The sequence below is a fragment of the Actinospica sp. genome, from assembly GCF_035552695.1.
In the GTDB taxonomy this organism is placed as follows: domain Bacteria; phylum Actinomycetota; class Actinomycetes; order Streptomycetales; family Catenulisporaceae; genus Actinospica.
Genome location: NZ_DASZKT010000021.1, coordinates 15,476 through 42,114, shown reverse-complemented (window position 1 = coordinate 42,114; position 26,639 = coordinate 15,476). Strand labels below are relative to the sequence as shown.

26 protein-coding genes are annotated in these 26,639 nt (G+C 70.4%); 5 read left to right on the top strand and 21 right to left on the bottom strand.

Translation table 11 applies throughout. The features are described from left to right. The 3 genes from VG296_RS03580 to VG296_RS03570 form a co-directional block, all read right to left on the bottom strand. Positions 1-150: OB-fold nucleic acid binding domain-containing protein (locus tag VG296_RS03580; RefSeq protein ID WP_325563000.1), on the bottom strand; the 150-nt coding region annotated here is incomplete at its 3' end. Beyond that, a complete protein-coding gene (gene hisS / locus VG296_RS03575) occupies positions 147-1,409 on the bottom strand; it encodes a histidine--tRNA ligase (protein ID WP_325562998.1) in 1,263 nt (420 codons plus the stop codon). The genes hisS and VG296_RS03580, both read right to left, overlap by 4 nt. A 39-nt stretch (positions 1,410-1,448) precedes the next feature. Then, positions 1,449-2,156 (bottom strand): MBL fold metallo-hydrolase, encoded by a 708-nt coding sequence (locus VG296_RS03570; RefSeq protein ID WP_325562996.1) that lies wholly within the window; start codon positions 2,154-2,156, stop codon positions 1,449-1,451. A gap of 205 nt (positions 2,157-2,361) precedes the next feature. On the opposite strand from VG296_RS03570, the gene VG296_RS03565 reads away from it, so the two are divergent. Then, positions 2,362-3,216: a peptidylprolyl isomerase gene (locus VG296_RS03565; protein WP_325562994.1), complete on the top strand. Its 855-nt coding sequence runs from the start codon at positions 2,362-2,364 to the stop codon at positions 3,214-3,216. Between the two features lie 206 nt (positions 3,217-3,422). Next, a complete protein-coding gene (locus VG296_RS03560; RefSeq protein ID WP_414641046.1) occupies positions 3,423-4,634 on the top strand; it encodes a DUF349 domain-containing protein in 1,212 nt (403 codons plus the stop codon). Positions 4,635-4,725: 91 nt separating this feature from the next. Here the strand turns inward: VG296_RS03560 and VG296_RS03555 are convergent, their stop codons facing one another. Further along, positions 4,726-5,262 (bottom strand): PadR family transcriptional regulator, encoded by a 537-nt coding sequence (locus tag VG296_RS03555; protein ID WP_325562990.1) that lies wholly within the window; start codon positions 5,260-5,262, stop codon positions 4,726-4,728. A gap of 15 nt (positions 5,263-5,277) precedes the next feature. On the opposite strand from VG296_RS03555, the gene VG296_RS03550 reads away from it, so the two are divergent. After that, positions 5,278-5,598: a hypothetical protein gene (locus VG296_RS03550; protein ID WP_325562988.1), complete on the top strand. Its 321-nt coding sequence runs from the start codon at positions 5,278-5,280 to the stop codon at positions 5,596-5,598. 18 nt (positions 5,599-5,616) lie between these two features. Here the strand turns inward: VG296_RS03550 and VG296_RS03545 are convergent, their stop codons facing one another. The 8 genes from VG296_RS03545 to ruvC form a co-directional block, all read right to left on the bottom strand. After that, positions 5,617-8,190, bottom strand: a complete 2,574-nt coding sequence (locus tag VG296_RS03545; protein ID WP_349259446.1) for a bifunctional (p)ppGpp synthetase/guanosine-3',5'-bis(diphosphate) 3'-pyrophosphohydrolase — start codon at positions 8,188-8,190, stop codon at positions 5,617-5,619. A gap of 76 nt (positions 8,191-8,266) precedes the next feature. Continuing rightward, a complete protein-coding gene (locus tag VG296_RS03540; RefSeq protein ID WP_325562984.1) occupies positions 8,267-8,836 on the bottom strand; it encodes an adenine phosphoribosyltransferase in 570 nt (189 codons plus the stop codon). A 90-nt stretch (positions 8,837-8,926) separates the two neighbouring features. Then, positions 8,927-10,120: a protein translocase subunit SecF gene (secF, locus tag VG296_RS03535; RefSeq protein WP_325562982.1), complete on the bottom strand. Its 1,194-nt coding sequence runs from the start codon at positions 10,118-10,120 to the stop codon at positions 8,927-8,929. A 1-nt stretch (position 10,121) separates the two neighbouring features. Then, positions 10,122-12,023 carry a protein translocase subunit SecD gene (secD, locus tag VG296_RS03530; protein WP_325562980.1) on the bottom strand — a complete coding sequence of 634 codons (1,902 nt, stop codon included), beginning with the start codon at positions 12,021-12,023 and terminating at the stop codon, positions 10,122-10,124. Positions 12,024-12,209: 186 nt separating this feature from the next. After that, the gene (yajC, locus tag VG296_RS03525; RefSeq protein WP_325562978.1) at positions 12,210-12,575 is read right to left on the bottom strand and encodes a preprotein translocase subunit YajC; all 366 of its coding nucleotides are present in this window, start codon (positions 12,573-12,575) and stop codon (positions 12,210-12,212) included. 353 nt (positions 12,576-12,928) lie between these two features. Further along, positions 12,929-13,975 carry a Holliday junction branch migration DNA helicase RuvB gene (ruvB, locus tag VG296_RS03520; RefSeq protein ID WP_325562976.1) on the bottom strand — a complete coding sequence of 349 codons (1,047 nt, stop codon included), beginning with the start codon at positions 13,973-13,975 and terminating at the stop codon, positions 12,929-12,931. Between the two features lie 17 nt (positions 13,976-13,992). Further along, positions 13,993-14,619 carry a Holliday junction branch migration protein RuvA gene (gene ruvA, locus VG296_RS03515; RefSeq protein ID WP_349259447.1) on the bottom strand — a complete coding sequence of 209 codons (627 nt, stop codon included), beginning with the start codon at positions 14,617-14,619 and terminating at the stop codon, positions 13,993-13,995. Positions 14,620-14,658: 39 nt separating this feature from the next. After that, entirely contained in the window at positions 14,659-15,240 is a 582-nt protein-coding gene (ruvC, locus tag VG296_RS03510) for a crossover junction endodeoxyribonuclease RuvC (protein WP_325562971.1), read from the bottom strand. Positions 15,241-15,412: 172 nt separating this feature from the next. Between ruvC and VG296_RS03505 the strand changes: the two genes are divergently transcribed. Then, positions 15,413-15,862, top strand: coding sequence for a hypothetical protein (locus VG296_RS03505; RefSeq protein ID WP_325562969.1), 450 nt, complete (start codon positions 15,413-15,415; stop codon positions 15,860-15,862). Here the strand turns inward: VG296_RS03505 and VG296_RS03500 are convergent. The 8 genes from VG296_RS03500 to pgsA all read right to left on the bottom strand — a co-directional run bounded on the left by VG296_RS03500 (position 15,789) and on the right by pgsA (position 23,465). Next, on the bottom strand, positions 15,789-16,787 hold the full coding sequence (locus VG296_RS03500; RefSeq protein ID WP_325562968.1) for an adenosine deaminase: 999 nt from the start codon (positions 16,785-16,787) through the stop codon (positions 15,789-15,791). The two genes, VG296_RS03505 and VG296_RS03500, sit on opposite strands and share 74 nt — an antisense overlap. 58 nt (positions 16,788-16,845) lie before the next feature. Next, on the bottom strand, positions 16,846-17,604 hold the full coding sequence (locus VG296_RS03495; RefSeq protein WP_325562966.1) for a YebC/PmpR family DNA-binding transcriptional regulator: 759 nt from the start codon (positions 17,602-17,604) through the stop codon (positions 16,846-16,848). A gap of 66 nt (positions 17,605-17,670) precedes the next feature. Continuing rightward, entirely contained in the window at positions 17,671-18,336 is a 666-nt protein-coding gene (gene pdxT, locus VG296_RS03490; RefSeq protein WP_325562964.1) for a pyridoxal 5'-phosphate synthase glutaminase subunit PdxT, read from the bottom strand. Between the two features lie 22 nt (positions 18,337-18,358). Further along, positions 18,359-19,273 carry a pyridoxal 5'-phosphate synthase lyase subunit PdxS gene (gene pdxS, locus VG296_RS03485; RefSeq protein ID WP_325562962.1) on the bottom strand — a complete coding sequence of 305 codons (915 nt, stop codon included), beginning with the start codon at positions 19,271-19,273 and terminating at the stop codon, positions 18,359-18,361. 324 nt (positions 19,274-19,597) lie between these two features. Next, complete coding sequence (locus tag VG296_RS03480; protein WP_325562960.1) at positions 19,598-20,152, bottom strand: hypothetical protein; 555 nt, start codon at positions 20,150-20,152, stop codon at positions 19,598-19,600. 217 nt (positions 20,153-20,369) lie between these two features. Further along, on the bottom strand, positions 20,370-21,527 hold the full coding sequence (locus tag VG296_RS03475) for a glycosyltransferase family 4 protein (RefSeq protein WP_325562958.1): 1,158 nt from the start codon (positions 21,525-21,527) through the stop codon (positions 20,370-20,372). Next, complete coding sequence (locus VG296_RS03470) at positions 21,524-22,708, bottom strand: phosphatidylinositol mannoside acyltransferase (protein WP_325562956.1); 1,185 nt, start codon at positions 22,706-22,708, stop codon at positions 21,524-21,526. The genes VG296_RS03475 and VG296_RS03470 overlap by 4 nt, the downstream gene beginning before the upstream one ends. 58 nt (positions 22,709-22,766) lie before the next feature. Next, positions 22,767-23,465, bottom strand: a complete 699-nt coding sequence (gene pgsA, locus VG296_RS03465; RefSeq protein WP_325562954.1) for a phosphatidylinositol phosphate synthase — start codon at positions 23,463-23,465, stop codon at positions 22,767-22,769. Positions 23,466-23,678: 213 nt separating this feature from the next. Between pgsA and VG296_RS03460 the strand changes: the two genes are divergently transcribed. Beyond that, positions 23,679-25,835 (top strand): elongation factor G-like protein EF-G2, encoded by a 2,157-nt coding sequence (locus tag VG296_RS03460; protein WP_325562952.1) that lies wholly within the window; start codon positions 23,679-23,681, stop codon positions 25,833-25,835. Positions 25,836-26,177: 342 nt separating this feature from the next. Here the strand turns inward: VG296_RS03460 and VG296_RS03455 are convergent, their stop codons facing one another. Further along, positions 26,178-26,606, bottom strand: coding sequence for a hypothetical protein (locus tag VG296_RS03455; RefSeq protein ID WP_325562950.1), 429 nt, complete (start codon positions 26,604-26,606; stop codon positions 26,178-26,180). Between the last annotated feature and the right edge of the window lie 33 nt (positions 26,607-26,639).

Genomic DNA, 26,639 nt, shown 5'->3' with positions numbered 1-26,639 from the left:
CACCACGACCTGCACGACGCCGGAGCCGTCGCGCAGGTCGAGGAACGTGACGCCGCCGTGATCGCGACGCCGGGCCACCCACCCGGCCAGGGTGACGGTAGTGCCTGCGTCGGCGGCCCTGAGGGACCCCGCCTCGCGCGTGCGGATCACGACAGCTTCTCCTTGATCGTCGGAATGATCTGGTCGACGGCCACCGGGGACTGCTCCCCGCTGACCAGGTCCTTGAGCTGGACCACGTTCTCGGCGAGGTCGCGCTCGCCGGCGACCAGAGCGTAACGCGCGCCGGAGCGGTCCGCGGCCTTCATCGCGCCCTTCAGCCCGCGCGTGCCGAACACGGTGTCCGCGCTCACGCCCAGCCGGCGCAGCTCGGTGAGCACCCCGAAGAACAGCCGGCGCGCCTCGTCGTTCAGCGGCACCGCGAAGACGTCGACACGCGCCGTCTCGCGCTCGAGCACGCCCTCGGCCTCCATCGCGAGCACGATGCGGTCCACACCGAGCGCCCAGCCGACAGAGGGCAGCGAAGGACCGCCGAGCAGTTCGGACAGGCCGTCGTACCGCCCGCCGCCGCCGACCGCGGACTGCGATCCGAGACCGTCGTGCACGAACTCGAAGGTGGTGCGGGTGTAGTAGTCAAGGCCGCGTACGAGCCTGGGGTCATCGGTGAACTCGACACCCGCGCCGGTCAGCAGCTCGCGCACCTCGTCGTGGTACGCCTTGCAGTCCGCGCACAGGTAGTCCGCGATCCGCGGCGCGCCGGTCAGCTGCGCCTGCACGTCGGCGCGCTTGTCGTCGAGCACCCGGAGCGGGTTGATCTCGATGCGCGCGCGGGTCGCCTCGTCCAGGTCGAGCTCGCGCAGGAAGTCCTGCAGGGCGGCGCGGTAGACCGGACGGCAGGTCGCGTCCCCCAGCGTGTTCAGCAGAAGCCTGACGTTCTTCAGCCCGAGCCGGCGGTAGGCGTCCACCGCGAGGATGATCAGCTCGGCGTCGAGCTGCGGGTCCTGCGCGCCCAGCGCCTCCGCACCGACCTGGGAGAAGTGCCGGTAGCGGCCCTTCTGCGGCTTCTCGTACCGGAAGTAGGAACCCGAATAGTAGAGCTTCACCGGCAGCTGCCCGGCCTTGTGCAGATTCGCCTGCAGCGCGGCCCGCAGCACCGAGGCGGTGCCCTCCGGCCGCAGCGTCACCGAGTCCCCGCCCTGGGTGGTGAAGGTGTACATCTCCTTGTTCACGATGTCGGTCGACTCGCCGACACCCCGCTTGAACAGGGCCGTGTCCTCGAAGACGGGCGTCTCGACGTACTGGTACCCGGCCAGCCGCACGGTCCGCGAGATCGCCTCGCGCACCGCCAGGAAGGCGGCGGAGTCCGGCGGGATCAGGTCGAAGGTGCCCTTCGGCGCCCGAAAGGTGCTCATGGCTCTGATGCTCGTTTCGTCTCAGGTCTGGGAAGACTGCTACAGCCCGGGACGCGCGGAATCGACGTTCCTCAATCCCCTGAGGAACGGATTCGACGCGCGCTCCCGGCCGATCGTGGTTTCGCCGCCGTGCCCCGGCAGCACGATCGTGTCGTCCGGGCGCGGCAGCACGACGCGGGCCAGGGACTCGTCGAGTTCCACCGGATCCCCGCCGGGCAGGTCGCTGCGGCCGATGGAGCCGGCGAACAGCAGGTCGCCGCTGAACAGCACGTCCGGATCCCCGGCGGCGTCCAGGCGCGGCAACGTGAAGGTCACCGACCCCTTGGTATGGCCGGGCGCGTGGTCCACGACGAGATCGAAGCCGAGCACGCCGGCGAGGCCCAGCGCTCCGCCGTCGGCCAGCTCGCGCACCTCGTCCGGCTCGGTGAACGTGGTGCCCCCGACGAACGCGGCGAACTGCGCGGAGACGCCCTTGAGCGGATCGGCCAGCATGAAGCGGTCGGCCGGGTGGATGTAGGCGGGCACATCGTGCGCGCCGCAGACCGGGGCCACCGACCACATGTGGTCCAGGTGGCCGTGGGTCAGCACGACGGCGGCGGGCCGCAGCCGGTGCGTGCGAAGGATCTCGGCCACGCCGTCCACGGCCTCCTGGCCGGGGTCCACCACCACGCAGCGCTCGCCCGCAGCGGGCGCGATGACATAACAATTCGTGCCGAAGCTGCCTGCCGGGAACCCTGCGATAAGCAACGTGCGTCCTGATTTCTACGGATAGTCGCCTGAGTATGACGTCGCGACCAGACTACCGGCGAGCAGAGGAGCTTAGCTAACCGGTAACAATCAGCGCGTCAATATCCCGCTCCCCTCAGCGATTTCGAACTCTCCCCGTACACTGCGTGCGGGGCCGTCGGGCATGACCGGACGAACAGCGCGGACTTGACGAGGAGACACTGACGTGGCCAGCACGAAGGACCGCCAGCGGGCACTGGAGCGGGCCCGCTACGAGCGGGTGCAAGCCAAGATTCAGAAGAAGCGCCGGGCGACGCAGCGCAGGCAGCGCATCGCCGTGGTCAGCAGCATCGCGGCGATCGCGGTGGTCGCCGCCGTGGTGGCGGGCGTGCTGGCGACCTCCAGTTCCCCCTCCACGAAGACCGCCGCCTCGTCGACACCCTCCGCCACGGCGAGCGCCGCGTCGAGTGCCAACGCGTGCACCGCGGCCGGCAGCGTCGCCGCAGAGACGAAGGGCTACCACGCCTGCGGCACCGCGGCGAAGAGTGGCATCGGCGTACCGACGTACAGCGCGGCGGCCGCCAAGGACTACACGGTGACGCTGACCACCAACCACGGCGACATCGTGTTCACCGCGGACGGCAAGAACGCGCCGTACACCGTGGAGTCCTTCGTCTACCTGGCCGAGAAGGGCTACTACACCAACACCAAGTGCCACCGCCTGGTGTGGGCGAGCGGCCTGTTCATGCTGCAGTGCGGCGACCCGACCGGCAGCGGCGGCGGCACCCCCGGCTACGCGTTCCAGGACGAGAACCTCGCCTCGCTCGGCACCGGCAGCTCGGCGACCTACAAGGCGGGCACCGTGGCGATGGCCAACGCCGGCCCCGGCACCAACGGCAGCCAGTTCTTCCTGGTCGGCAAGGACTCCACGCTCGCGCCGAGCTACACGCCGTGGGGCACGATCACCAAGGGCCTGGACATCCTGCAGACGATCGGCAACGCCGGCGCGCAGGCCGCGGACAGCACCGGGAACACCGCGCCGAAGGACGCGACCACGATCGAGAAGGTCACCGTCTCGTAGGACGGAATGCACTTTTGCGGGATTCACCCTCCCGTCCGTCCGTGACTCGCATGTAGAGTTCCCGGTGCGGGCGGGAGTCCGTCCGTTTTGAACGTAGGAGGACTACCGTGTCCGACGGCGAGCAGGCCACCACCCCGGCGACCGGCGCGGCCGAGACCGCGCCCGCCGCGAGTCCGGCGGTCGAGGCCGTCTGCCCCTGGGGTCGGGTGGCGGCCGACGGGACCGTGTACGTGCGCAGGGCCGACGGGGAGCACGAGATCGGCAACTGGGCCGCGGGCACCCCGCAGGAGGGGCTGACGTTCTACCAGACGCGGTACGACGGTCTGAAGACGAAGGTCGACCTGCTCGAACGGCGGCTGCGCGGGGACGGCAAGGATTCCGCGGGCTCGATCACGGAACTGCGCACGGCGATCACCGACGCGCACGCCATCGGCGACCTGGACGCCCTGCTCGGCCGCCTCGACAAGCTCGACGAGCTCGCCGAGCAGCGCCGCAGCGCCCGCAAGGAGGCCCGCGCCAAGGAGCTCGCCGAGGCCGCCGTGCGCAAGGAGGCGATCGTCACCGAGGCCGAGCAGCTGTCCGAGTCCGGGCAGTGGAAGTCCACCGGCGAGCGGCTGCGCGCCCTGGTCGACGAGTGGAAGGCCGTCCCGCGGCTCGACCGGAAGAGCGACGACGAGCTGTGGAACCGCTTCGCCGCGGCCCGCTCCGCGTTCGCCAAGCGCCGCAAGGCCCACTTCGCCGAGCTCGACGCGGAGCGCGATGTGGCCAAGGGCCGCAAGGAGGAGCTGGTCGAGGAGGCCGAGGAGCTGGCCGGCCAGCCGATCAACCAGCCGTCCGACTGGGCCGAGATCGCCCAGGGCTTCCGCGACCTGATGGCGCGCTGGAAGAAGGCCGGCCACGCCCAGCGCGAGGTCGAGGACAAGCTGTGGGTCAGGTTCAAGGCCGCGCAGGACGGCTTTTTCGCTGCTCGCAACGCCGACCTGGACAAGCGCGACGCCGGCTTCAAGGAGAACCTCGCGCGCAAGCAGGAACTGCTGGTCGAGGCGCAGGCGCTGCTCCCGGTGACGGACCTGAAGTCGGCCAAGTCCGCGCTGCGCAGCCTGCAGGAGCGCTGGGAGGAGGTCGGCCCCGTCCCGCGCGACGCCAAGGGCAAGATCGAGGGCCAGCTGCGCGACGTCGAACGCGCCGTGGCCGAGGCCGAGCAGGCCGAATGGCAGCGCACCAACCCCGAGGCCCGCGCCCGCGCCGAGGCGACCGTGCGCCAGCTCGAGGTCTCCATCGAGAAGTTCGAGAAGGAGCTGGAGAAGGCCAAGGCCTCCGGCAACGCCCGGAAGACCGCCGACGCCGAGGCCGCCATCAGCGCCCGCCGCGAGTGGCTCGAGCAGGCCCAGGCCGCGCTCGCCGAGTTCACCCGTTAGGTCGGCGAACCGGGAGGGATCCTCACCCGGTCGGCCGAATGTCGCGGACTTTTCCGAGGGCCGTCTCCATCCGTGGAGGCGGCCCTCCGGCCTATCCGGCCGCTTCCGCCTCCCCGGCCTGCTTGGCGCGGGTGCGCGCCGCGACCTCGTCGGCCGCCCAGCCGGCCCATTCCTCGGTCATCACCCAAAGCCGCCTGCCGAACTCCAATGCCAGCCGGCTGAACTCGGCCAGGTCGGTGTCGGGCCAGTCGCCGGTGGTGGCCCAGAGCGCGTCGAGCTTGCCGACCTCCTCGCCGGACGCGCCGACGAGCCAGCGCAGGTAGCCCTCCGACTCCTCGCGGCCGAGCGCGCCGAGCAGGAAGATCCGCAGCAGCGACTCGCTGCGCGGATGCAGTTCGGGTTCTGTCTCGAGCAGCCAGTGCCGCAGTTCGGCGTGGCCGGCCTCGGTCAGCGCGTACTCCTTGCGGCCGCGCGGCCCCTCGTCGGAGACCGAGAGCAGGCCGGCGTCGGCCAGTCGGCCGAGCTCCGGATCCTGCCCTTGGACGCGCAGATCATAGAGATCGGCACGAGCGTCTACTTCGCCGCGCTCACCGCGCTCGCGTTCGCCGACCCGAACACGGCGCTGCACACCTACGTCTCGGCGATGGCCTCGGGCGCGCTCGGGGCGATCGCCCTGGGGTCGCTGCTGGTCCGCAAGCCGTTCACTCTCGGCGTGGCGCGGCAGAGCATGCCGCGCGAGGCCTGGGACAACCCGCTCTTCCTGCGCACCAACATGATCATCTCAGCCGTGTGGGCCGCGTCCTTCGTCGTAGCCTGCATCGGCCTGGCCGCCCTGGCGCACGGCTCCGCCTTCGGCCGCGTCGTCGTGCAGGCGGCGGCCTTCGCCGTTCCGTTGATCTTCACGATGCGCTACGTCGACCACGTGCGCTCGCGTGCCCGCGCCCAGCGGACCGCGACGGCCTGAGCGAGCGCGGTACCGGTATCAGACCCGGTACACGTCGTAGACGCCCTCGATGCTGCGCACGGCCTTCAGGACGTGGCCGAGGTGCTTCGGGTCGCCCATCTCGAAGGTGAACCGGCTCGTCGCGACGCGGTCGCGGGAGGTGTTGACCGTCGCCGACAGGATGTTGACGTGCTGGTCGGAGAGCACCCTGGTCACGTCGGACAGCAGCCGGGCCCGGTCGAGGGCCTCGATCTGGATCGAGACGAGGAAGACCGAGGACGCGGTCGGGGCCCATTCGACCTCGAGCATGCGTTCCGGCTGGGCCTTGAGCGCCGCGATGTTCGTGCAGTCCGCGCGGTGCACCGAGACGCCGTTGCCGCGGGTGACGAAGCCGAGGATGGGGTCGCCCGGGACCGGCGTGCAACAGCGGGATAGCTTGACCCAGACGTCGTCCACGCCCTTGACCAGCACGCCCGGATCACCGGCGGAACGCTTGCGCTCCCGGCGCTCGCCGGGGAGCGTCGGCAGCGTCGACTCCGCGAGGTCCTCCTCCGCGCCCTCCTCGCCGCCGAGCGTCTGCAGCAGCCGCTGCACGACCGACTGCGCGGAGACGTGGTTCTCGCCCACGGCCGCGTACAGCGCGGAGATGTCCGCGTGGTGCAGGTCGAGCGCGATCGAGGACAGCGCCTCGCTGGACAGCAGGCGCTGCAGCGGCAGGCCCTGCTTCCTGATGGCCTTCGCGATCGCCTCGCGGCCCTGCTCGATCGCCTCCTCGCGGCGCTCCTTGGTGAAATGCGCGCGGATCTTGTTGCGGGCGCGCGGCGAGGCGACGAAGCCCAGCCAGTCCCGGCTCGGGCCCGCGTTCGGCGCCTTCGAGGTGAAGATCTCGACGACGTCGCCGTTGTCCAGCTTGGACTCCAGCGGCACGAGCCTGCCGTTGACCCGCGCGCCGATGCAGTGGTGGCCGACCTCGGTGTGCACTGCGTACGCGAAGTCCACCGGCGTCGAGCCCGACGGCAGCGGGACCACGTCGCCCTTCGGCGTGAAGACGTACACCTCGGAGGCGGACAGGTCGAAGCGCAGCGCGTCCAGGAACTCGCCGGGGTCGGCGGTCTCGCGCTGCCAGTCCAGCAGCTGCCGCAGCCAGGCCATGTCGCCGGCGGGGCCCGCGTCCGCGGTCTTCGTGCCGGAGCCGCCGGAGCGCCCGTCCTCCTTGTACTTCCAGTGCGCGGCCACGCCGTACTCCGCGCGCCGGTGCATCGAGTGCGTGCGGATCTGCAGCTCGACCGGCTTGCCCTCGGGCCCGATGACCGTCGTGTGCAGCGACTGGTACATGTTGAACTTGGGCATCGCGATGTAGTCCTTGAACCGGCCGGGGACCGGATTCCACCGCGCGTGGATCGTGCCGAGCGCCGCGTAGCAGTCGCGCACCGACTCGACCAGGACCCTGATACCGACCAGGTCGTAGATGTCGGCGAAGTCCCGGCCGCGCACGATCATCTTCTGGTAGACCGAGTAGTAGTGCTTCGGCCGGCCGGTCACCGTCGCCTTGATCCTGGCCGAGTGCAGGTCGCCCTGGACGATGTCGGTGACCTGCGCCAGGAACTCCTCGCGCTTGGGCGCGCGCTCCGCGACCAGGTGCACGATCTCGTCGTACATCTTCGGGTAGAGGATCGCGAAAGCGAGGTCCTCGAGCTCCCACTTGATCGTGTTCATGCCCAGCCGGTGCGCCAGCGGGGCGTAGATCTCCAGGGTCTCGCGGGACTTCTGCTCCTGCTTCTCCCGCTTCATGTAGCGCATCGTGCGCATGTTGTGCAGCCGGTCGGCGAGCTTGATGACCAGGACCCTGATGTCCCTGGCCATGGCCACGACCATCTTGCGCACGGTCTCGGCCTGCGCCGCCTCGCCGAGCTTGACCTTGTCCAGCTTGGTCACGCCGTCCACCAGCAGCGCGACGGTGTCGCCGAAGTCACGGCGCAGCATGTCCAGGCTGTAGTCGGTGTCCTCGACGGTGTCGTGCAGCAGGCCCGCGCACAGCGTCGGGACGTCCATGCCGAGCTCGGCCAGGATCGTGGTCACCGACAGCGGGTGCGTGATGTACGGGTCGCCGCTCTTGCGCCGCTGGCCGCGGTGGTACTTCTCGGCCACCTGGTACGCGCGCTCGAGCAGCCGCAGGTCGGCCTTCGGGTCGGAGGCGCGCACGATCCGGAACAGCGGCTCGAGCACCGGGTTCGGTCCCCCGGCGCGGGCGCCACCGAGCCGCGCGAGCCTGGCCCGGACGCGGCTGGAGGGCTGGTGCGTCGGCGCGGGCGGCACCGGAACCAGCCGCGGCGTGACGGGCAGCGGCACCTGCTGCGCGGCGGGCGGGCTCGACGCGGCGGACGCCGCGGCCTGTCCGTTCTGCGGCTGAGGCGGGGTGGTGGCCTGTGACGGCGTGGACGCGGACGGCGGCGCGGCGGGCGACGGCTGCGACGGTCCGGCCGGAACGGGCACGGCGGCGGACGGGCGCGGCGGCACGGGCTGCCGCGTCTCGGTCGTGGCCGCTTCGGCCTCCGGCGTCGTCGTCAAGCCACCGCCTCCTCGAGTTCCAGCTAGCGCTGCCTGTTCACCCATGGTATCCGGTGCACGGCCGCACAAGACAGCATGTGATGAGAACACCGGCGCACCCCGCCCGCATTCCTCCCCGCCATCACACCGTGAGCAGGGACTTCACCGGCAACACCGGGCTCTCCTTGGCCAACCTGGCCCGCCCGGGCAGGAAGCTCAGCTCCAGCAGCACGGCCACCCCGACGGTCTGCGCGCCGCACTCGCCGATCGCCTGAAGGGCCGCCGCGGCGGTGCCCCCGGTGGCCAGCACGTCGTCCACGATCAGCACCCGGTCGCCCGGCTGGAACGAGTCCTGGTGGATCTCCAGCACGGCCTCGCCGTATTCCAGCTGGTAGGACACGGCGTAGACCTCGCCGGGCAGCTTGCCCGCCTTGCGCACCGGCACGAAGCCGAAGCCGCCGGACACCGCGACCGGCGCGGCCAGGATGAAGCCGCGCGCCTCGAGCCCGACCACCTTCGTCGCGCCGAGCTCGCGCCCGATCCGGATGAACTCGCCGGTCATCGCGGAGAACGCGGCCGGGTCGGCGAGCAGCGGGGTGATGTCCTTGAAGACGATCCCGGGCTTCGGATAGTCGGCCACGTCCCGGATCCGCGAGCTCAGCAGCGCGGTCAGGTCGGTGTCGGCCGGGGCGGCGTGCGTGGACTCAGTCACCGCAGCACACTACCAACCCCGCCGGAGCGCAAACGCCCTCGCCCCCGGTTCCGCACGGGAACCGGGGGCGAGGGTCGAACGCGCCGGTGTTCAGCGCTTCTTCTTGTTGCTCCGTGGCTGCGGACGCTGGTTGCCGCGCGGCTGGACCTCGCGCTGCGGCGTCCCGGAGCCGGGTGCGGGCACCCGGCCGGCGATCTTGATCGTGCCCGCGCCGACCGGTCCCGGGTCGGGCGCGCCGACCGGCACGGCCTGCTGGACCTGCGCGTCCTCGGCGCCGGAGGCGGCGCGCGCCGCCTCCTTCTTCGCCTTGGCCCGCATCTTGGCGGTGTGCGCGGCGACCGACGGGTTGCGCTCCTTGATCCACACCAGCAGCGGGGCCGCGAGCAGGATCGAGGAGACGGTGCCGGCGGCGATACCGACGAACAGCGCGAGCGCGATGTCCTGGAGCACCACGGCCTCGGACAGCACGCCACCGATCATCAGCGCGATGACCGGGATGACCGCGATGAGCGAGGTGTTCAGCGAACGCATCAGGGTCTGGTTCACGGCCAGGTTCGCGGCCCGGTTGTACGAGAGCCGGTCCGTGTCCACGAACTGCTTGCGGTTCTCGCGGATCTTGTCGAACACGACGACCGCGTCGTAGATCGCGTAGCCGAGGATCGTCAGGAACCCGGTGACGGTGGCCGGCGAGACCTCTAGGCCGGACCACGCGTACACGCCGACAGTGATCACGATGACGTTGAGCAGCGACGCGAGCGCCGCGACGGCCATCTGCCACTCGAAGAAGATCGCCAGATAGATCGTGACCAGGACGAGGAAGACGATCAGCGCCTCGATCGCGTCCTTGGAGACCTGGTGTCCCCAGCTCGCACCGACCGTCTGCACGGTGATCGAGTTGACGCTGATCCCGGCCGCCTTTGCGAGGTCGGCCTTGAGCGTGTTCTCGGTCGTCGCCGAGATGACCGGCGTGGTGACGGTGACCTCGTGGCCCGCGCCGCCGGTGGTGACCGTGAGCTGCTGCACGACCGGGGCGCTGACCCCGTTGTTCACCGCGATCGAGGTGGCCTCGGTGGTGGACAGCGACTGGGTCGGCACCGTCAGCACCGATCCGCCGGTGAAGTCCACGCTGAAGTGCAGCCCGCGCACGCCCAGGCCGAGGACGGCCAGCAGCAGCACGATGCCGAAGGACGCGAACCAGCGCTTGCGGCGGCCGACGACCTCGACCGCGGTCTCGCCGCTGTAGAGCCGGTTGCCGAGCGTGCTGAAATTACCGAGCCGGGACATCTCAGGCCTCCACGCTCTGCTCGTCGTTCTCGGCGTTCTCGTCGCCGCCCGCGGCGGTCTCTGCTTCCATCTTGCGCCGCTCCGCGATGGTCATCCGGCTGCGCGCGCCGGAGCGCTGACCCTGGCCCTGCTGCTTCGGCGAACCGAGGCTCTCCGGGTCGAGTCCGGACCATGGATGGCCGTGGCCGAAGAAGTCGGTCCGGGCGAACAGGGTGACGACCGGCACGGTGAACGTGAAGATGACGACAAGGTCGATCACCGTGGACAGCCCCAGGGTGAACGCGAAGCCCTGCACCGAGCCGACCGTCATCAGGTACAGCACGACGGCGGCGATCAGGGTCACGAGGTCGGACGCGACGACGGTGCGTCGGGCACGCGTCCAAGCGTGCCGCACCGCGGATCGCACGGATCTGCCCTCGCGAAGTTCGTCGCGCAGACGCTCGAAGAACACGACGAAGGAGTCGGCGGTGATACCGATCGCGACGATCAGACCGGCGACGCCGGGCAGCGACAGCGTGAACCCGAGCAGCGGCCCGAACAGGCACGCCAGCGAGTAGGTCAGCGCGGCCGCGACCGCGAGGCTGGAGATCGCCGCCACGGACAGGCCGCGGTAGTACAGGATCACGTACAGGAACACCAGGCCGAGGCCGATCGCGCCGGCGATCAGACCGCCCTGCAGTTCGGAGCCACCGAGCGTCGGGGAGACGATCGAGACCTGGCTCTGCACGAACGTCAGCGGCAGCGAACCGTAGTTCAGCGTGGTGGCCAGCTGGCTGGCCTGGGACTGCGAGAACGAGCCGGTGATCGAGGCGGTGCCGGTGGTGATGGCGCCCTGGTTGACCGCGGGCGCGGACTGCACGACGCCGTCGAGGGTGATGGCGAACTGGCCGTTGCCCTGCTGACTGGAGTACTGCGAGTACAGCGTCGAGGTCTCGGTGGAGAACTCCTTGGTGCCCGTGGGGTCGAAGCTGAGCACGACCTCGTAGGCGCCGGTGGGCAGGCCGTTCGCGGTCACCGGCGTCGCGGTGGCGTTGGTGACGTCCTTGCCGTCGATGACCGAGGGCGCGAGCAGGTACTTGTTGCCGTCGATGCCGCAGGTGGCCAGATAGGCGGTCGGCGAGGCGGCGGTCACGGTCTTGGTGTACGAGCCGTTCTTGCAGTTCAGCGCCTGGAACGCGGCGTACGCCTGCTGCGCCTGGGCGCTGGAGCCCGGGCTCGCGGCGGCGGTCGACGCGGCGCTGCTCGAACTCGAGGCGGACGCGCTATTCGACGCGGTGCCCGTGGTGTCCGGGGAGGCGCTGCTCGTCGCGGCGTCGGGCTTGGCGGCCTCCGACACGGACTGGCCGCTGGCCTTCGCGGTGGTGCTCGCCGAGGAACTGGCCTTCGTCGCGCTCGCCGAAGCGGACGCGGAGCCGGTGGCCTTGGCGGTCGAGGAGCCCGAGGCCGAGGCGCTCGGCGACGCGGTCGTGGGGGTGCCCGCCGATTCGGTCACCACCGGCCGGAAGTACAGGTGGGCGGTGGCGCCGATGGAGTCCACCGTGGACTGCGAGTACTGGCCGGGGATCTCGACGTCGATCGTGTTCGAGCCCTCCTGGGTGACCGTCGCCTCGCTCACGCCGTAGCCGTTGACGCGCTCCTGCATGATGTTCACGGCCTGGCCCATGTCGGCCGCCGACGGGGACCCCTTCGCCAGGTCCGCGGTGAACACCGCGCTGGTGCCGCCGGCCAGGTCGATCGCGAGCCGCGGGTGCGTGGCGTGAACGCCGAACATCGTCGCGTACAGGGCGACCAGGATTACCGCCAGCGCGGCCAGCGGCCGCCAGGACCGCCGATCCGCCACCCCCCGGCTCCTGGTCGAGAGCAGGCCGGAGTACTTATTGCCCCGGGCCTTTTTCGCAGCCACCTTTTGTCTCCTCGGTTATGACATCGCGGACTGGCGCGACGGCGTCCGGTGGGCAGGACGACGCGCGCCGAGGCCGCTCATGACGCCGGTATGTCCGTTCCGCCCGGGTATGAGGACGGAGGCGGCGCCGGGTCGGTTCCCCGTGGGCGCGCTCCCCCGACCCCCGTCCGGTCGGCGTCGCCGGCCTTAGACCTTCTGCTCGTCCTTGGCGTCCTCGGGCTGCTGCTCCGCGGCGGTCTCCTCGACGGTCTCCGACTCCTCGACCTCGGCGTCCGGCTCGATGCCGAGCGCCTCGGCCTCGGGGGTGATGACGCCGGCGATGGCCTGCTTGGTGAACTTGAGCTTCACCCCGGGCGTCGTCTCGACGAGGACGTATTCGTCGGTCAGGTCGGTGACGGTGCCTACGAGCCCGCCGATGGTGCGCACCTCGGCGCCGACCGCGAGCGCGGACTGCATGGCGTTCGACTGGGCGGCCTGCCGCTTGCGGCCACGGGTCGTCATGAAGATCATCAACGCGCCGAAGACGACTACGTAGATCAGAATCAGGGTCACGGTTATCGGCTGTTCTTCCGGGATCGCGCCTGGCGCACCAGGTTGCGGTCGGTGTTGAGGAGCGCGTCGGCACGCGGTCGGGCACTCCAGGTCACGCGGAGTCTATGCGGTCACACTTGGCGAGACAATCAGGCTAACGTCCGCGCATGCGTATGTTCGCCGAACAGTGACCCGCCGGTTAGGGCCGCCGGTGGCCTGATACCAGCAAAGCCGCTCACGTCGCCCCTGTCCACCTGCGCGGCAGTCGGTCCCCGCATCCGCCCCCCACCTGCGCGGGCACGCCGCCGACGGGAGTTTTCTTAACCGGCTATCAGGAAACCCCCGGCCCCCGTGCGGGCGGGAATGTCAGACTCCTACTGATCCGGTTCCGGGAACAGCGTCTCCTGGCCCGCCCCGGGCGCGGTACGCGGCATCGGCAGGTCGAGGTGCCGCCAGGCCGCCGCGGTCGCGATCCGGCCGCGCGGGGTGCGCGCGAGCAGGCCCTGCCTGACCAGGAAGGGCTCGGCCACCTCCTCGACCGTGTCGGTCTCCTCGCCGATCGCCACGGCCAGCGTGGACAGGCCCACCGGCCCGCCCTGGAACAGGTTGAGCAGCGCACCGAGCACGGCCCGGTCCAGCCGGTCGAGCCCGCGCTCGTCCACCTCGTACACCGCGAGCGCCGCGCGGGCCGCCCCGACCGTGCCCCGGCCGTCCCCCTTGACCTGGGCGAAGTCGCGCACCCGGCGCAGCAGCCGGTTCGCGATGCGCGGGGTGCCGCGGGAGCGCGAGGCGATCTCGGCGGCGGCCTCGAGGTCGACGTCCAGGTCGAGCAGCCGCGCCGAGCGGTGCACGACCTGCTCCAGGTCGGCCGGCTCGTAGAACTCCATGTGCGCGGTGAAGCCGAAGCGGTCGCGCAGCGGCGCGGGCAGCAGCCCGGACCTGGTCGTCGCGCCGACCAGCGTGAACGGCGGCAGCTCCAGCGGGATCGCCGTCGCCCCGGGCCCCTTGCCGACGATCACGTCGACGCGGTAGTCCTCCATCGCCATGTACAGCATCTCCTCGGCCGGCCGGGACATCCGGTGGATCTCGTCGAGGAAGAGCACCTCGCCCTCGGTCAGCGAGGAGAGGATCGCGGCCAGGTCCCCCGCGTGCTGGATCGCCGGCCCCGAGGTGATCCGGATCGGCGTGCCGAGCTCGTTGGCGATGATCATGGCCAGGGTCGTCTTGCCCAGTCCCGGCGGGCCGGCCAGCAGGATGTGGTCGGGCGCGGTGCCGCGGCCCTTGGCCCCGTGCAGCACGAGTTCGAGCTGCTGGCGGACCTTGTGCTGGCCGACGAAGTCCGCGAGGGCCTTCGGGCGCAGCGCGGCCTCGGCGGCCCGCTCCTCGGAGTCGGCCCCGCCGTCCACGAGCCGGTTTTCCATCTCTCAGCTTCCCCCGTCTAGCGGCGCATGGAGCGCAGCGCGGCGCGTAGCAGAACCGGAAGTTGCGGGCTCTCGCCCCTCGCCTCGGACTCGGCGGCCAGCGGCTCGACCTCGGCCAGTGCGCCCTCGGCGTCGCGGGCGGTCCAGCCGAGACCGGTCAGCGCCTCGAGCAGCTGGCCGCGCCACGGCGTGACCCCCGGCGCCGGCGGCTCGCCGCTGCGCCCGGCCGGCACCTTCCCGGTCGGGTCGCCGAGCCGGCCCTTGAGCTCGATGAGCAGCTTCTGCGCGCCCTTCGGCCCGATGCCCGGCACGAGCGTCAGCGCCTTGACGTCCTGGGTGGCGAAGACGGTGCGCAGGGTGTCCGGCCGGTGCGTGGCGAGCATGGCCATCGCGACGCGCGGCCCCACCCCGCTGGCCGTCTGCGCGACCTCGAACACCACGCGCTCGTCCTCGCTGCCGAAGCCGTAGAGCGTGAGCGAGTCCTCGCGCACGATCAGCGTCGTGTGCAGCCGCGCGGGCTGACCGAGCGTCAGTTCGGCGAGCGTGTCCGGGTTGCAGTGCACCAGCAGCCCCACCCCGCCCACCAGCACGACGGCTCCCTCCGGGACGAGCGAGACGACCTCGCCCTCGACGAAGCTGATCACCTGAAGCTTCAACACCTTTCGTTCGCTGCGCCGACGAGATCACCTGAAGCCACTGTGCCGATTCCTGCCTTTGGCCCTGTGCAACGGAACGCTACCGGAGTCCGCCGACAGTCCCTGCCTTTCCATCGCCGCGGCGATCCGGTCCGCCGCGCCGCCGCGCCAGACATGGCAGATGGCCAGCGCCAACGCGTCGGTCGCGTCCACCGGTTTAGGTGCCTCGGCGAGTTTGAGCACCCGCACGACCATCGCGGCGACCTGCTCCTTCTGCGCCCGGCCGTCCCCGGTGACCGCGGCCTTGACCTCGCTGGGCGTGTGCAGCGCGACCGGCAGACCGCGCCGGGCGGCGGCGACCATCGCGACCCCCGCGGCCTGCGCCGTACCCATGATGGTGCGCACGCCCTCCTGCGCGAACATCCGCTCCACCGCGACCGCGTCGGGCTGATACTCGTCGAACCACTCCGCGATCTGCACGTCGATGCCGAGCAGGCGCTCGTGGATCGGCGCACCCGCCGGGGTACGGATGACCCCGGCCGCGACCATGGTCAGCGGCGCGCCGAGCCGCCCGTCCACCAGCCCGATCCCCATCCGGGTCAAGCCGGGGTCAACTCCGAGCACGCGCATCCCGCCAATCTATCGGGTCCGTCGGACACCGCGTGCGAACACCCGTAAGCGAATACTGACGCCCGTGCGTGAGAGAGGTGTGGACCACAGACCCGAAGAGGATTTCGCGGAGTGCTACCGGGCGGCCAAGGATGCCCGCCGTCGCCGCTGCGGGCGTTAGACCGGCTTCTCCGTGCACACGGACGCGAAGACCGGCGTCGTGACGCTGACCGTCCATCAGTTCATGAACGAGTCCGAGGTGACGAAGCTGCTCGCCGAGGCGGGGATCCCGGCTGTGGTCTACTCCGAGCCCGCCACCGCCCACGGGATCGTCTGGCCGTGCAACTGGGCCGGAGCGAGCGTGATCGATTCGGGCAAGGTCATCGTTCATATGACGAGCCCGAGCGATGTGGTGTTCGAGATCAACCGGTACGCGATGCCGCACGGTTCGGTGGTCGCTTTCGACTTCATCTCGCTCACCATGCCGAACGGAACCACGAACACCGTGGCCGCGCAGCTGCTCTCCGCCGCGCCGACCTCCGGAACGCCGATCAGCTGCGCCGCGGGTGTCAGTCAGTCGACGACCACGTGGATTTGGACTCAAGTTCACTCAAGTAGCCCGCACGCGTCTCTTCATCAATGAACGCGGCCTCAAAGGAGTTGCGGGCCAGCGTGAAGATCTGATCATCGGTCAGTTCCAGCGCCGCCGTGACTCCGTCGAGGTTCTCCTGCACGTAGCCGCCGAAGTAGGCCGGGTCATCCGAGTTCACCGTGGCGACGAGCCCGGCCTCCAGCATGCGCTTGAGCGGGTGGAAGCCGAGGTGGTCCACGGCGCGCAGCCGCACGTTCGAGAACGGGCACACCGTCAGCGGAACGCGCTCATCGCGCAGCCGTTTGACCAGCTCAGGGTCGTCCATGGAGCGGATGCCGTGGTCGATGCGCTCGACTTTCAACACGTCCAGCGCCTCCCAGACGTACTCCGCCGGGCCCTCCTCCCCCGCGTGCGCCACGCAGCGCAGCCCCATTTCGCGGGCACGCTCGAAGACCGCGGCGAACTTCGCGGGCGGATTGCCGACCTCGGCGGAGTCGAGACCGACCGCGATGATCTTGTCGAGATGCTTCTCGGCCGCCGCGAGGGTGTCGAAGGCCGACTCCGCCGACTGATCGCGGAGAAAACACAGGATGAGGCCACTGCCGATTCCGAAACGCTCACGACTGGTCGAAAGCGACTCGTGCAGTCCGTTGACCACAACGTCGAACGCCACACCGCGCGCCATATGAGCCTGCGGATCGAAGAAGATCTCCGCGTGACGCACGCCGTCCGCCTGAGCACGCCTCAGATACGCGTCGGCGAGGTCGGAGAAGTCGCGCTCGGTCCGCAGCACGGCCATGAGCTCGTAGTACAAGTCCAGGAAGGACTGCAGATCCGTGAATGCGTACGCCTCGCGCAGCGCGGCCGCGTCCGCGAAGGGCAGCTCGACACCGTTCCGCTCGGCCAGCGCGAAGGCGAGTTCGGGCTCGAGGGTGCCCTCGACATGCAGATGGAGCTCGGCTTTCGGGATCGGCATCCACCGAGAATACCGATCAAGAAGGCCGAGCTCCACGAAGTCTCGCGCCGGGCGCGGGTCACTCCGCGTCGAGGACCGCCATGATCTCGTCGCTGACGTCGAAGTTCGCGTAGACGTTCTGCACGTCGTCGCTGTCCTCGAGCACGTCGATCAGCTTGAAGATCTTGCGCGCGCCCTCTTCGTCCAGCGCGATCTGCATGGTCGGCAGGAACGGGGACTCGGCCGAGTCGTACTCGAGCTTCGCCTCCTGCAGCGCGGTACGCACCGGGATCAGGTCGCCGGGCTCCGAGATGATCTCGAAGGCCTCGCCGATGTCGTTGACCTCCTCGGCGCCCGGCTCGAGCACCACCTCGAGCAGCGCGTCCTCGGTCACCCCGTCCGCCTTGGGCACGATGACCTGGCCCTTGCGTCCGAACAGGTAGGAGACCGAACCCGGGTCGGCCATCGAACCGCCGTTGCGGGTCATCGCCACCCGCACCTCGGAGGCGGCGCGGTTGCGGTTGTCGGTGAGGCACTCGATCAGCACCGCCACGCCGTTCGGGCCGTAGCCCTCGTACATGATGGTCTGCCAGTCGGCGCCGCCGGCCTCGGCACCCGAACCGCGCTTGACCGCGCGATCGATGTTGTCGTTCGGGACCGAGCTCTTCTTCGCCTTCTGGATCGCGTCGAACAGGGTGGGGTTGCCCGCCGGGTCGCCGCCGCCGGTGCGCGCCGCGACCTCGATATTCTTGATCATCTTCGCGAAGAGCTTGCCGCGCTTGGCGTCGATCACGGCCTTCTTGTGCTTGGTGGTCGCCCACTTGGAGTGGCCGGACATAGCCCTCGCTCCTTCTTCAACGTACGCGTGCGCAGCCCTGCGCACCCTGACTCAACCAAAGTCTGCTCAGCGCGCCGCCCGCACCATTTCCGCGAACACACCGTGGACCCGGTGGTCCCCGGTGAGCTCCGGGTGGAAGGACGTCGCCAGCAGATTCCCCTGCCGAACGGCGACGATCCTACCTGGAACCGCGCCGCCGTATTCCGAGTCGCCCGCGACGCTCGCAACTCTGCCGTCAGCGGCACCACCACTCACACGCGCGAGCACCTCGACACCGCTCGCGCCCTCGTCCACCGACTCGACCCACGGCGCCCGGATGAACACCCCGTGCAGCTCGCCGTCGATCCCGGTGAAGGAGATCGGGCCCTCGAAGGAGTCCACCTGCCGACCGAAGGCGTTGCGGCGCACCGTGATCGCTATGCCGCCGAAGGTCTGCTGACCGGCCGCGGCGTCGAGCACATGGTCGGCCAGCATGATCATCCCGGCGCACGAGCCGTACGCGGGCATTCCCTCGTCCAGGCGCTTGCGGATCGGGTCGAAAAGGTCGAAGGCGACCGCCAGCTTCCACATCGCGGTGGACTCGCCACCCGGGATGACCAGGCCGTCGACCGCGTCCAGCTCGCTCGCCCGGCGCACGGCCACGGCGCGCGCGCCGACCGCCTCCAGGGCCTCGGCATGCTCGCGTACGTCGCCCTGCAGCGCGAGCACGCCGATCGTCACGTCGTCTCTCACGTGCTTCGGTTACCTGTTCCCACTACCAGCCGCGATTGGCGTAGCGCTCGTTCTCGGGCAGCGTGTCGCAGTTGATGCCGACCATGGCCTCGCCCAGACCGCGGGAGACCTTGGCGAGCACGTCCGGGTCGTCGTGGAAGGTGGTGGCCTTCACGATCGCGGCGGCGCGCTTGGCCGGGTCGCCGGACTTGAAGATGCCCGAGCCGACGAACACGCCCTCCGCGCCGAGCTGCATCATCATCGCCGCATCGGCCGGCGTCGCCAGGCCGCCGGCGGTGAACAGCACCACCGGGAGCTTGCCGGTGCGCGCCACCTCGGCCACGATCTCGTACGGGGCCTGCAGGTTCTTCGCGGCCAGGTAGAGCTCGGACTCGTCGAGCGTGCCCAGCTTGCGGATCTCGGCGCGGATCTGCCGCATGTGCCGGGTCGCCTCGACCACGTTGCCGGTGCCGGCCTCGCCCTTGGAGCGGATCATCGCCGCGCCCTCGGCGATCCGGCGCAGCGCCTCGCCCAGGTTGGTCGCGCCGCAGACGAAGGGGACGGTGAAGGCCCACTTGTCGATGTGGTGCGTCTCGTCGGCCGGGGTGAGCACCTCGGACTCGTCGACGTAGTCCACGCCCAGCGACTGCAGCACCTGCGCCTCGACGAAGTGGCCGATCCGCGCCTTGGCCATCACCGGGATGGACACGGCGCTGATGATGCCGTCGATCATGTCCGGGTCGGACATGCGGGCCACGCCGCCGTCCTTGCGGATGTCGGCCGGGACCCGCTCCAGGGCCATGACGGCGACCGCGCCGGCGTCCTCGGCGATCTTCGCCTGCTCGGGGGTGACCACGTCCATGATCACGCCGCCCTTGAGCATCTCGGCCATTCCGCGCTTGACCCGCGCGGTGCCAAGCTGCGGCGCCTGAGCCGATTCGGTGGGGTTGCTGGACACGTCTACCTCGCTCGGAGCGTCTTGGGCGTAAGGGATACCCCACCATCTTACGATGACGTCATCGGGTGATCGGTTCGCACCGTGTCGGGAGCTGCCCCGACCGGACTTACAGTCTGCGCCCGAGCAGTCGGCTCAACAGACAAAGCCGACGGTCATCGGGCCACGCCAAACCCGCGCCCGCGCCGATCCACGCGGCTCAGCGGTCGAAACCGACGGTCATCGGGCCACGCCAACCCCACCCACACGCCGACCACCCCAGCTCAGTGGGTGAAGCCGACAGCCGTCGGGCCCAGGAACCCCACCCACACGCCGACCCACCCCGGCTCAGCGGTCGAAGACTGCGGGCGGCTCGTCGTCGATCTCGAAGCTCGGCTTGTCCGGCGCACGTCCGGCGAGCCGGAACGCCCGCACCATCCGATGCGACCGCAGCAGCCGCACCGCGCGCACCGACTCGTTGTGAAAGCGACGCGCGAGCTGCACCCGCCGCATCGCCTTGCCCAGCTCGTCGAGCAGGTCCGGCCCGTCCGGATGCGCCCGCACATGCTCCCCCTGCGCCGGATCCTCGAACGCCGCACGCACGTCCCTGGTCAATGCCGACTCCGCAGCCTCCCGCTCATCCGCCGCCGCGATCTCCGCCGCCCGCGCCCCGGACGCCAGGATCAGCGCCGTAGCCGGATCCAGCAGCCCACTGCGCGCCAACTCGAGCACCGCGGTGGACCGACGCAGCAATTGCGCGTCCAACGCCACCCGCGCAGCGTCAAGCCGCACGTGCAGCCGGTCCAGCCGCGTAGCCGTCCAGCTCAGATAGAGCCCGAAGAGGATCACCAGCACCGCGACGAGGACAACCGTCCCCGAGTACTGCGTCAGCACCAGCCTCATCGCGCACCTCCGGTCCGCGTCGCCGCACGCGCGACCACATGCCGCCGCCGTCCACCGTCGCCGCGCCGCCTCATCAGGTGCTGCCGATCCCCGTCACCGCACGTACTGCCACCCGCCACCGACGTCCACCGTCCCCGCTGCCGCCTCATCGCGCACCCGAGCCCCTGCGCCGCACGCGCGGCCACATGCCGCCGACGTCCATCATCTGCAGGCCGCCTCATCGCGTGCCGGCGTTCTCGGCCGTGACGTGGGCCGTGGACTCGGTGACCATCTCGTAGACGGACAGGATGTCGCCGGCCACGACCGACCAGTCGTACTTGCGTACCGCCTCGCTCTGCGCGGCACGCAGGGCCCTGCGTCGCGACGGATCGCCGAGCAGCGAGAGGGCCTCGCGTGCCAACGCCGCCGAATTCCCGTTCGGGAACATCGCGCCCGCCGCGCCGCCCTCCAGCACCAGCGAGAACGCGTCGAGATCGCTCGCGAGCACCGGGGCGCCCCCGCTCATCGCCTCGACCAGGATGATGCCGAAGGACTCGCCGCCGGTGTTCGGCGCGCAGTACACGTCGACGGACTGGAACAGCCGCCCCTTGTCCTCGTCGCTCACCATGCCGAGGAACTCGACGTGCTCGCGCACGTGCGCCGGAACATTCCGCAGCACCTCGTCCTCGTCCCCGCGCCCGGCGACCAGCAGCCGGGTACGCGGCCGCGCCGCCACGATCGCGGGCAACGCCTCGAGCAGCACGGAAAGCCCCTTGCGCGGCTCACCGAAACGCCCGACGAAGCCGATCGTGCCGCCGTCATCCCGCTGATCCGGCGGCGTCTGCCACTCGGGTCGCGGCCGGAGCGCGGAGAAGTACCCGACGTCCACTCCGTTGGGAATCACGACGGCGTCCCCACCTATGTGCTCCACGAGCGTGCGCCGCGCGTACTCGCTGACCGCGATCCGGGCGTTGATCTTCTCCATGGCCGAGGCCACTATCGGCGCGCCGGCCAGCATCGCCCGCGAGCGCGGATTCGCGGTGTGGAAGGTCGCCACGATCGGCCCGCTCGCGGCCCAGCACGCAAGCAGCGAGAGCGACGGCGTGCCGGGCTCGTGGACGTGCAGCACCTCGAAATTGCCGTCGTGAATCCACCGCCGCACCCGCGCGGCGGACAGGAAGCCGAAGCTCAGCCTGGCCACCGACCCGTTGTACGGCACCGGGATCGCCCGCCCCGCGGACTGCACGTAGGGCGGCAGTTCGGTGTCCTCGTCCGCAGGCGCGAGCACGGACACCTCGTGCCCGAGCTTGATCAGGTACTCGGCGAGGTCGCGGATGTGGAACTGCACGCCCCCCGGCACGTCCCAGGAATAGGGACAGACGATCCCGATCCTCACCGCGCGCCGTCCGCCTCGACCGCGAGCGATGTGTTCGGAGACGCGGAAGCAGAGCCGCGGGCTGTGGAAGTCGCGGTCGACGGTGGATCGCTCGGTGGCGGATCGGTCGACGGTGGATCGGTCGACGGTGGATCGGTCGACAGCCGATCGGCCGACAGCGGCTCGGCCGACGCCTCCGGCGGACCGGTGCTCTCCCCCGACTCATCGCGCTCGTCCGAACCGCCGCTCTCCTTCGTATCGCCGTCCCCTTCTGCGGGCCTGTTATTAATGGGCTTGGGGGCGCGATCCGGGTCGAGGTCGACGAGCCAGAGGCGCTGCAGCATGTGCCAGTCAGCGGGGTGCGCGGCGATGCCCTCGGCGAAGGTGTCGGCGACGCGTTGGCACAGCTGTGCGGTCTTCTGCTGCTTACTGCCTTCGGCGGGCACCTCGAGCTCCGGCCAGACCTTGGCGTACTGCACGCCCTCGCCGTACCAGAGGGTGACCGGGCACAGCGCGGCTCCGGTCGCGAGGGCGAGCGCGGCCGGCCCAGCGGGGATTTTAGTCGTCTCGCCGAAGAACTCGACCGGCACGCCGCTGTCGGTCAGGTCGCGCTCGGCCACCAGGCACACCATCCCACCCGACTTCAGCCGCCGCATCAGGCCGGCGAAGGTGCCGGTGCCGCCGGTGAGCGGGAGCACTTCCATGCCGATGGACTCGCGGTAGCGCAGCCAGCGCTCGAAGAGCTTCTCCGGTTTGAGCCGCTCGGCGACGGTGGTGAAGCCGTCGCCGACGGTCGCGGCCCAGGCACCCGCATGGTCCCAGTTCCCCATGTGCGGGAGCGCCAGGACGACGCCGCGGCCCGAGGCGAGCGTGTCCCGCAGCATCTGCTCGTTCTCGACGATGAAGGTCTCGTTCACGCGCTCGCGCGACCAGGTCTCCAGCCGGAACGTGTCGCAGTAGTAGCGCAGGTAGTTGCGCATCCCCTGCTTGGACACGGTGCGGATCTGGTCTTCGGTGGCGGAGGGCCCGAGCACGCGCGCGAGGTTGGCTTCGAGCCGCAGCACGCTCTTGCCGCGCTTGCGCCAGGCACGGTCCGCGGCCAGCCGGAACAGGCCGTACGCCGCACGCTCCGGCAGGTGCCGCACGACGGCCCACCCGGTCGCGTACGCGCGGTAGGCCAGCTCGTCTTTCAGGTCGCTCACGACGCCTCCCCCACCCCGCGCGCGAGGCTGTTCAATCCCTGTTCCCCATCGAAGTCGCTCACGGGGTCTCCTGGTCGTTCACGGCGGGCTCTGGTTCAGGGGCGCCGGCCGCGGTCGGGGCGTTCGGGTCGGGCAGGCCGCCCTGCCCTGCAGCGGCCAGGGCCAGCGCCTGCTTGCGTACGAACAGCATCCGCTGGATGACCGTGCAGGTCGAGCCCGCGGCGAGCGCCCAGAAGGCGATCGCCTGGATGTACGGCACGCCGAGGCCGTCGAGACCGGTGGACACCAGCGAGCCGACCAGCCGCTCGCCGCGCTCGACGTAGCCGACGTCGCAGCGGAAGCCGAGGGACTCCGCCTTCGCCCGCGCGTACGAGGTGACCGAGCCGGAGATCAGGCAGATCATGCAGGCCAGGAACATGCCCAGCTTCTGGTGCACCGCGAAGTAGTAGGCGAGCGAGCCGAAGATCGCCGCGTCGCCGAAGCGGTCCAGCGTCGCGTCCAGGAACCCGCCCCACTTCGAGACGCGGCCGGACAGCCGGGCCATCGTCCCGTCGAGCAGGTCGGAGAAGATGAACGCCGTCACCGCGAGGGTGCCGCCGAGCATCCAGCCGCGCGGGAAGAGCAGGATCGCGCTGGCGCACACGCCGAGCGTGCCGATCAGGGTGACCGTGTCCGGGCCGACGCCGAGCCGCAGCAGAAGCCGTGCGGTGGGCGTGATGGCACGGGTGAAGAATGCCCGCGCGTAGCGATTGAGCATCGGTGAGGTATCCCAGCATCGGCGACGGTCGGCGGTTTCCGGCCCGCTTGAGCGGACCGGCGCCCATGGTATTGGACAGCACGGTGGGCGCGAATTTCACCTCCCCGGCGCCCGGGTGAAACGCTGGTGTCTGAGGTTGTGCCACTCCGCAAAGAGGAGTTGTCTACCTGTCATACGAATCGTTACCAAACGATCACTTTCGGAGGTGCGGCCATGGCTGAAAAAGGTGGCGGTCACGGAGGCCAAGCGGGGGCCGGGGGCGCGTGTGCCCCGACGCGCAGCGCGGCCATTCGGAACGTGGTACTCGTGGGGCACACCGGGGCGGGGAAGACGACGCTGGTCGAAGCCCTGCTCGCCGCTGCCGGTTCGATCGGCCGGACCGGCCGGATCGAGGACGGCAACACGGTCTCCGACTTCGAGGAGATCGAGCACCGGCTCGGCCGTTCGGTGAGCCTGGCCGCCGCGCCGATCGAGGTGGACGGCGTCAAGGTGAACCTCCTCGACGCCCCGGGCTACGCGGACTTCGCCGGGGACCTGCGCGCCGGGTTGCGCGCGGCGGACGCCGCGCTGTTCGTGGTCTCCGCCTTGGACGGTCTGGACGGCTCGACCCAGCTGCTCTGGGAGGAGTGCGCGGCCGTCGGCCTGCCCCGCGCCGTGGTGGTCACCAAGCTGGACGCGGCCCGCGCCGACTTCGACGAGATGGTGCTGATCTGCCAGCGGGTGTTCGGCGACGGGGTGGCCCCGCTCTACCTGCCGCTGCTCGACGACCAGGAGCAGGTGGCCGGGCTGATCGGTCTGCTCAGCCAGCAGATCTTCGACTACAGCGGCGGGGGGCGCACGGTCGTCGCGGCGGATCCTGAGCATCTGGAGCTGATCGAGCCCGCGCGCAACGCGCTGATCGAGGGGATCATCGCGGAGAGCGAGGACGAGACCCTGATGGACCGCTACCTCGGCGGCGAGGAAATCGACGTCAAGGTTCTGATCGACGACCTGGAGACGGCCGTCGCGCGCGGGCACTTCTATCCCGTGCTGCCGGTCTCGGCGCTCTCCGGCGTCGGAACGCAGGAGCTGTTCGAGCTGGTCACGCAGGGCTTCCCGGCGCCCGGCGAGCACCTGATCCCGGCCGTGACGACTCCGGAAGGCGACCCCAAGGCCCCGCTCAGCTGCGACCCGGAAGGCCCGCTGGTCGCCGAGGTGGTGAAGACGACCTCCGACCCCTACGTCGGCCGGATCTCGCTGGTGCGCGTCTTCTCCGGCACGCTGCGCCCCGACCAGCCGGTGCACGTGTCTGGACACGGAATGGCCGAGCGCGGCCATCCGGACCACGACGTGGACGAGAAGGTCGGCGCCCTGTCGAGCCCGCTGGGCAAGACCCAGCGCCCGGTCGAGTTCGCGGTCGCGGGCGACCTGGTCGCCGTCGCCAAACTGGCGCACGCCGAGACCGGCGACACGCTCTCCGCCAAGGAGGACCCGGCGCTGATGGAGCCCTGGGTCATGCCGGATCCGCTGCTGCCGGTGGCCGTCACCGCGCACGCGAAGTCGGACGAGGACAAGCTCTCGCAGGCCCTTTCGCGGCTCGTCGCGGAAGACCCGACGCTGCGGCTGGAGATCAACCCGGAGACGCACCAACTGGTGCTGTGGTGCCTCGGCGAGGCGCACCGGGACGTGCTGCTCGACCGGCTGGCGAACCGCTACGGCGTCGCGGTGGAGACGGTGCCGCACCGGGTCTCGCTCCGGGAGACCTTCGCCGCCGCGGCCAAGGGGCGCGGCCGGCATGTGAAGCAGTCCGGCGGCCACGGCCAGTACGCGATCTGCGAGATCGAGGTCGAACCCCTGCCGAACGGCGGCGGCTTCGAGTTCGTCGACAAGGTCGTCGGCGGCGCGGTACCCCGGCATTTCATCGCCTCCGTCGAGAAGGGCGTGCGGGCCCAGATGGAGCGCGGAGTGCTCGCCGGGTACCCGGTCATCGACCTGCGGGTGACGCTCGTGGACGGCAAGGCGCACTCCGTGGACTCCTCGGACATGGCCTTCCAGACGGCCGGCGCCCTCGCGCTGAGGGACGCCGCCGGACAGGCCAAGCCGGCGCTGCTCGAGCCGGTCGACGCGGTCGAGATCACGCTGTCCGACGAGTTCGTCGGCGCGGTGCTCGGCGACCTGAGCGGACGGCGCGGCCGCGTGCTGGGCACCGAGCCCGTGAGCAACGGCAGGACGCTGGTACGCGCCGAGGTCCCGGCCACCGGACTGGCCCGATACCCGGTCGAACTGCGCTCGCTTTCGCACGGCACCGGCCAGTTCACCCGCGGCTACCTGCGGCACGAGCAGATGCCCCCGAGCCTGGCCGCCAAGGTCATCGAGGCCGAGGCGAAGTGAGGGCACGCCTGCGGGCGCTCGGGACGGAGGGCCCGTCCCCGCACTGAGCAGTCGGCCGGCGCGCGCTCGCAGAAGTCGTGCGGCGGCCGAGATCGCGGGGCGGAGAAGGCGTATTCGCCCGCCCGACCCGCCCCGCGCGCTCCACTCCCCGACCCGTACGCCGATCCATGCACCGGCCCGTACTCCGACCGATCCGGCAATCCATCCGTCCATGTCCCCTGATACACCTTTCAGCCCGATTCATTGCCGTGTATCCAGGAGAACGCACGAAATCCGGCTTTGGTGCATGGAATCGGAGATCTTATTCGGGTCGTGATCAACGGACCCTTATGTTGGGAAGATTCAGCCCGAGAAGCGCAGAGTAATCCGACTAATGGCACCGGATACGTCGCGACCAAGCCGCAGCGTCGCCCGCCCTGAGACACCTCGCACCGCCAGCACACCCTGGAAGCGTGCGACGTCGGCGTCTTCGAAACGTTCGGACAGCAACTCGAACTCGTCCACCGGCTCGTCGCCCAGATCCGTGTAATCGGCCAGCGCGGCGGCGTCGAGCAGCGCCGCGTACCCGCTCGGCGTCGCCAGCACGGCAACCTCGGTCCACGCGACCGGTTCGGGCTCCGTCAGCCTCACCTCCAACCCGCCGTCCCGAGCCGCCGCCGGGAAGCAACCGGTCGGCAGTCCCTCGAGAATCGGGCGGGCGTCGGCGAAGAGTGCGGCCGCGTCCCCCGCGATCAGCACCCCGGTCGGCAGTTCGAGTTGAAGATCGTTCACGCGGCCAAGTCTAGGCCGCAGCGCTGTCAGTAC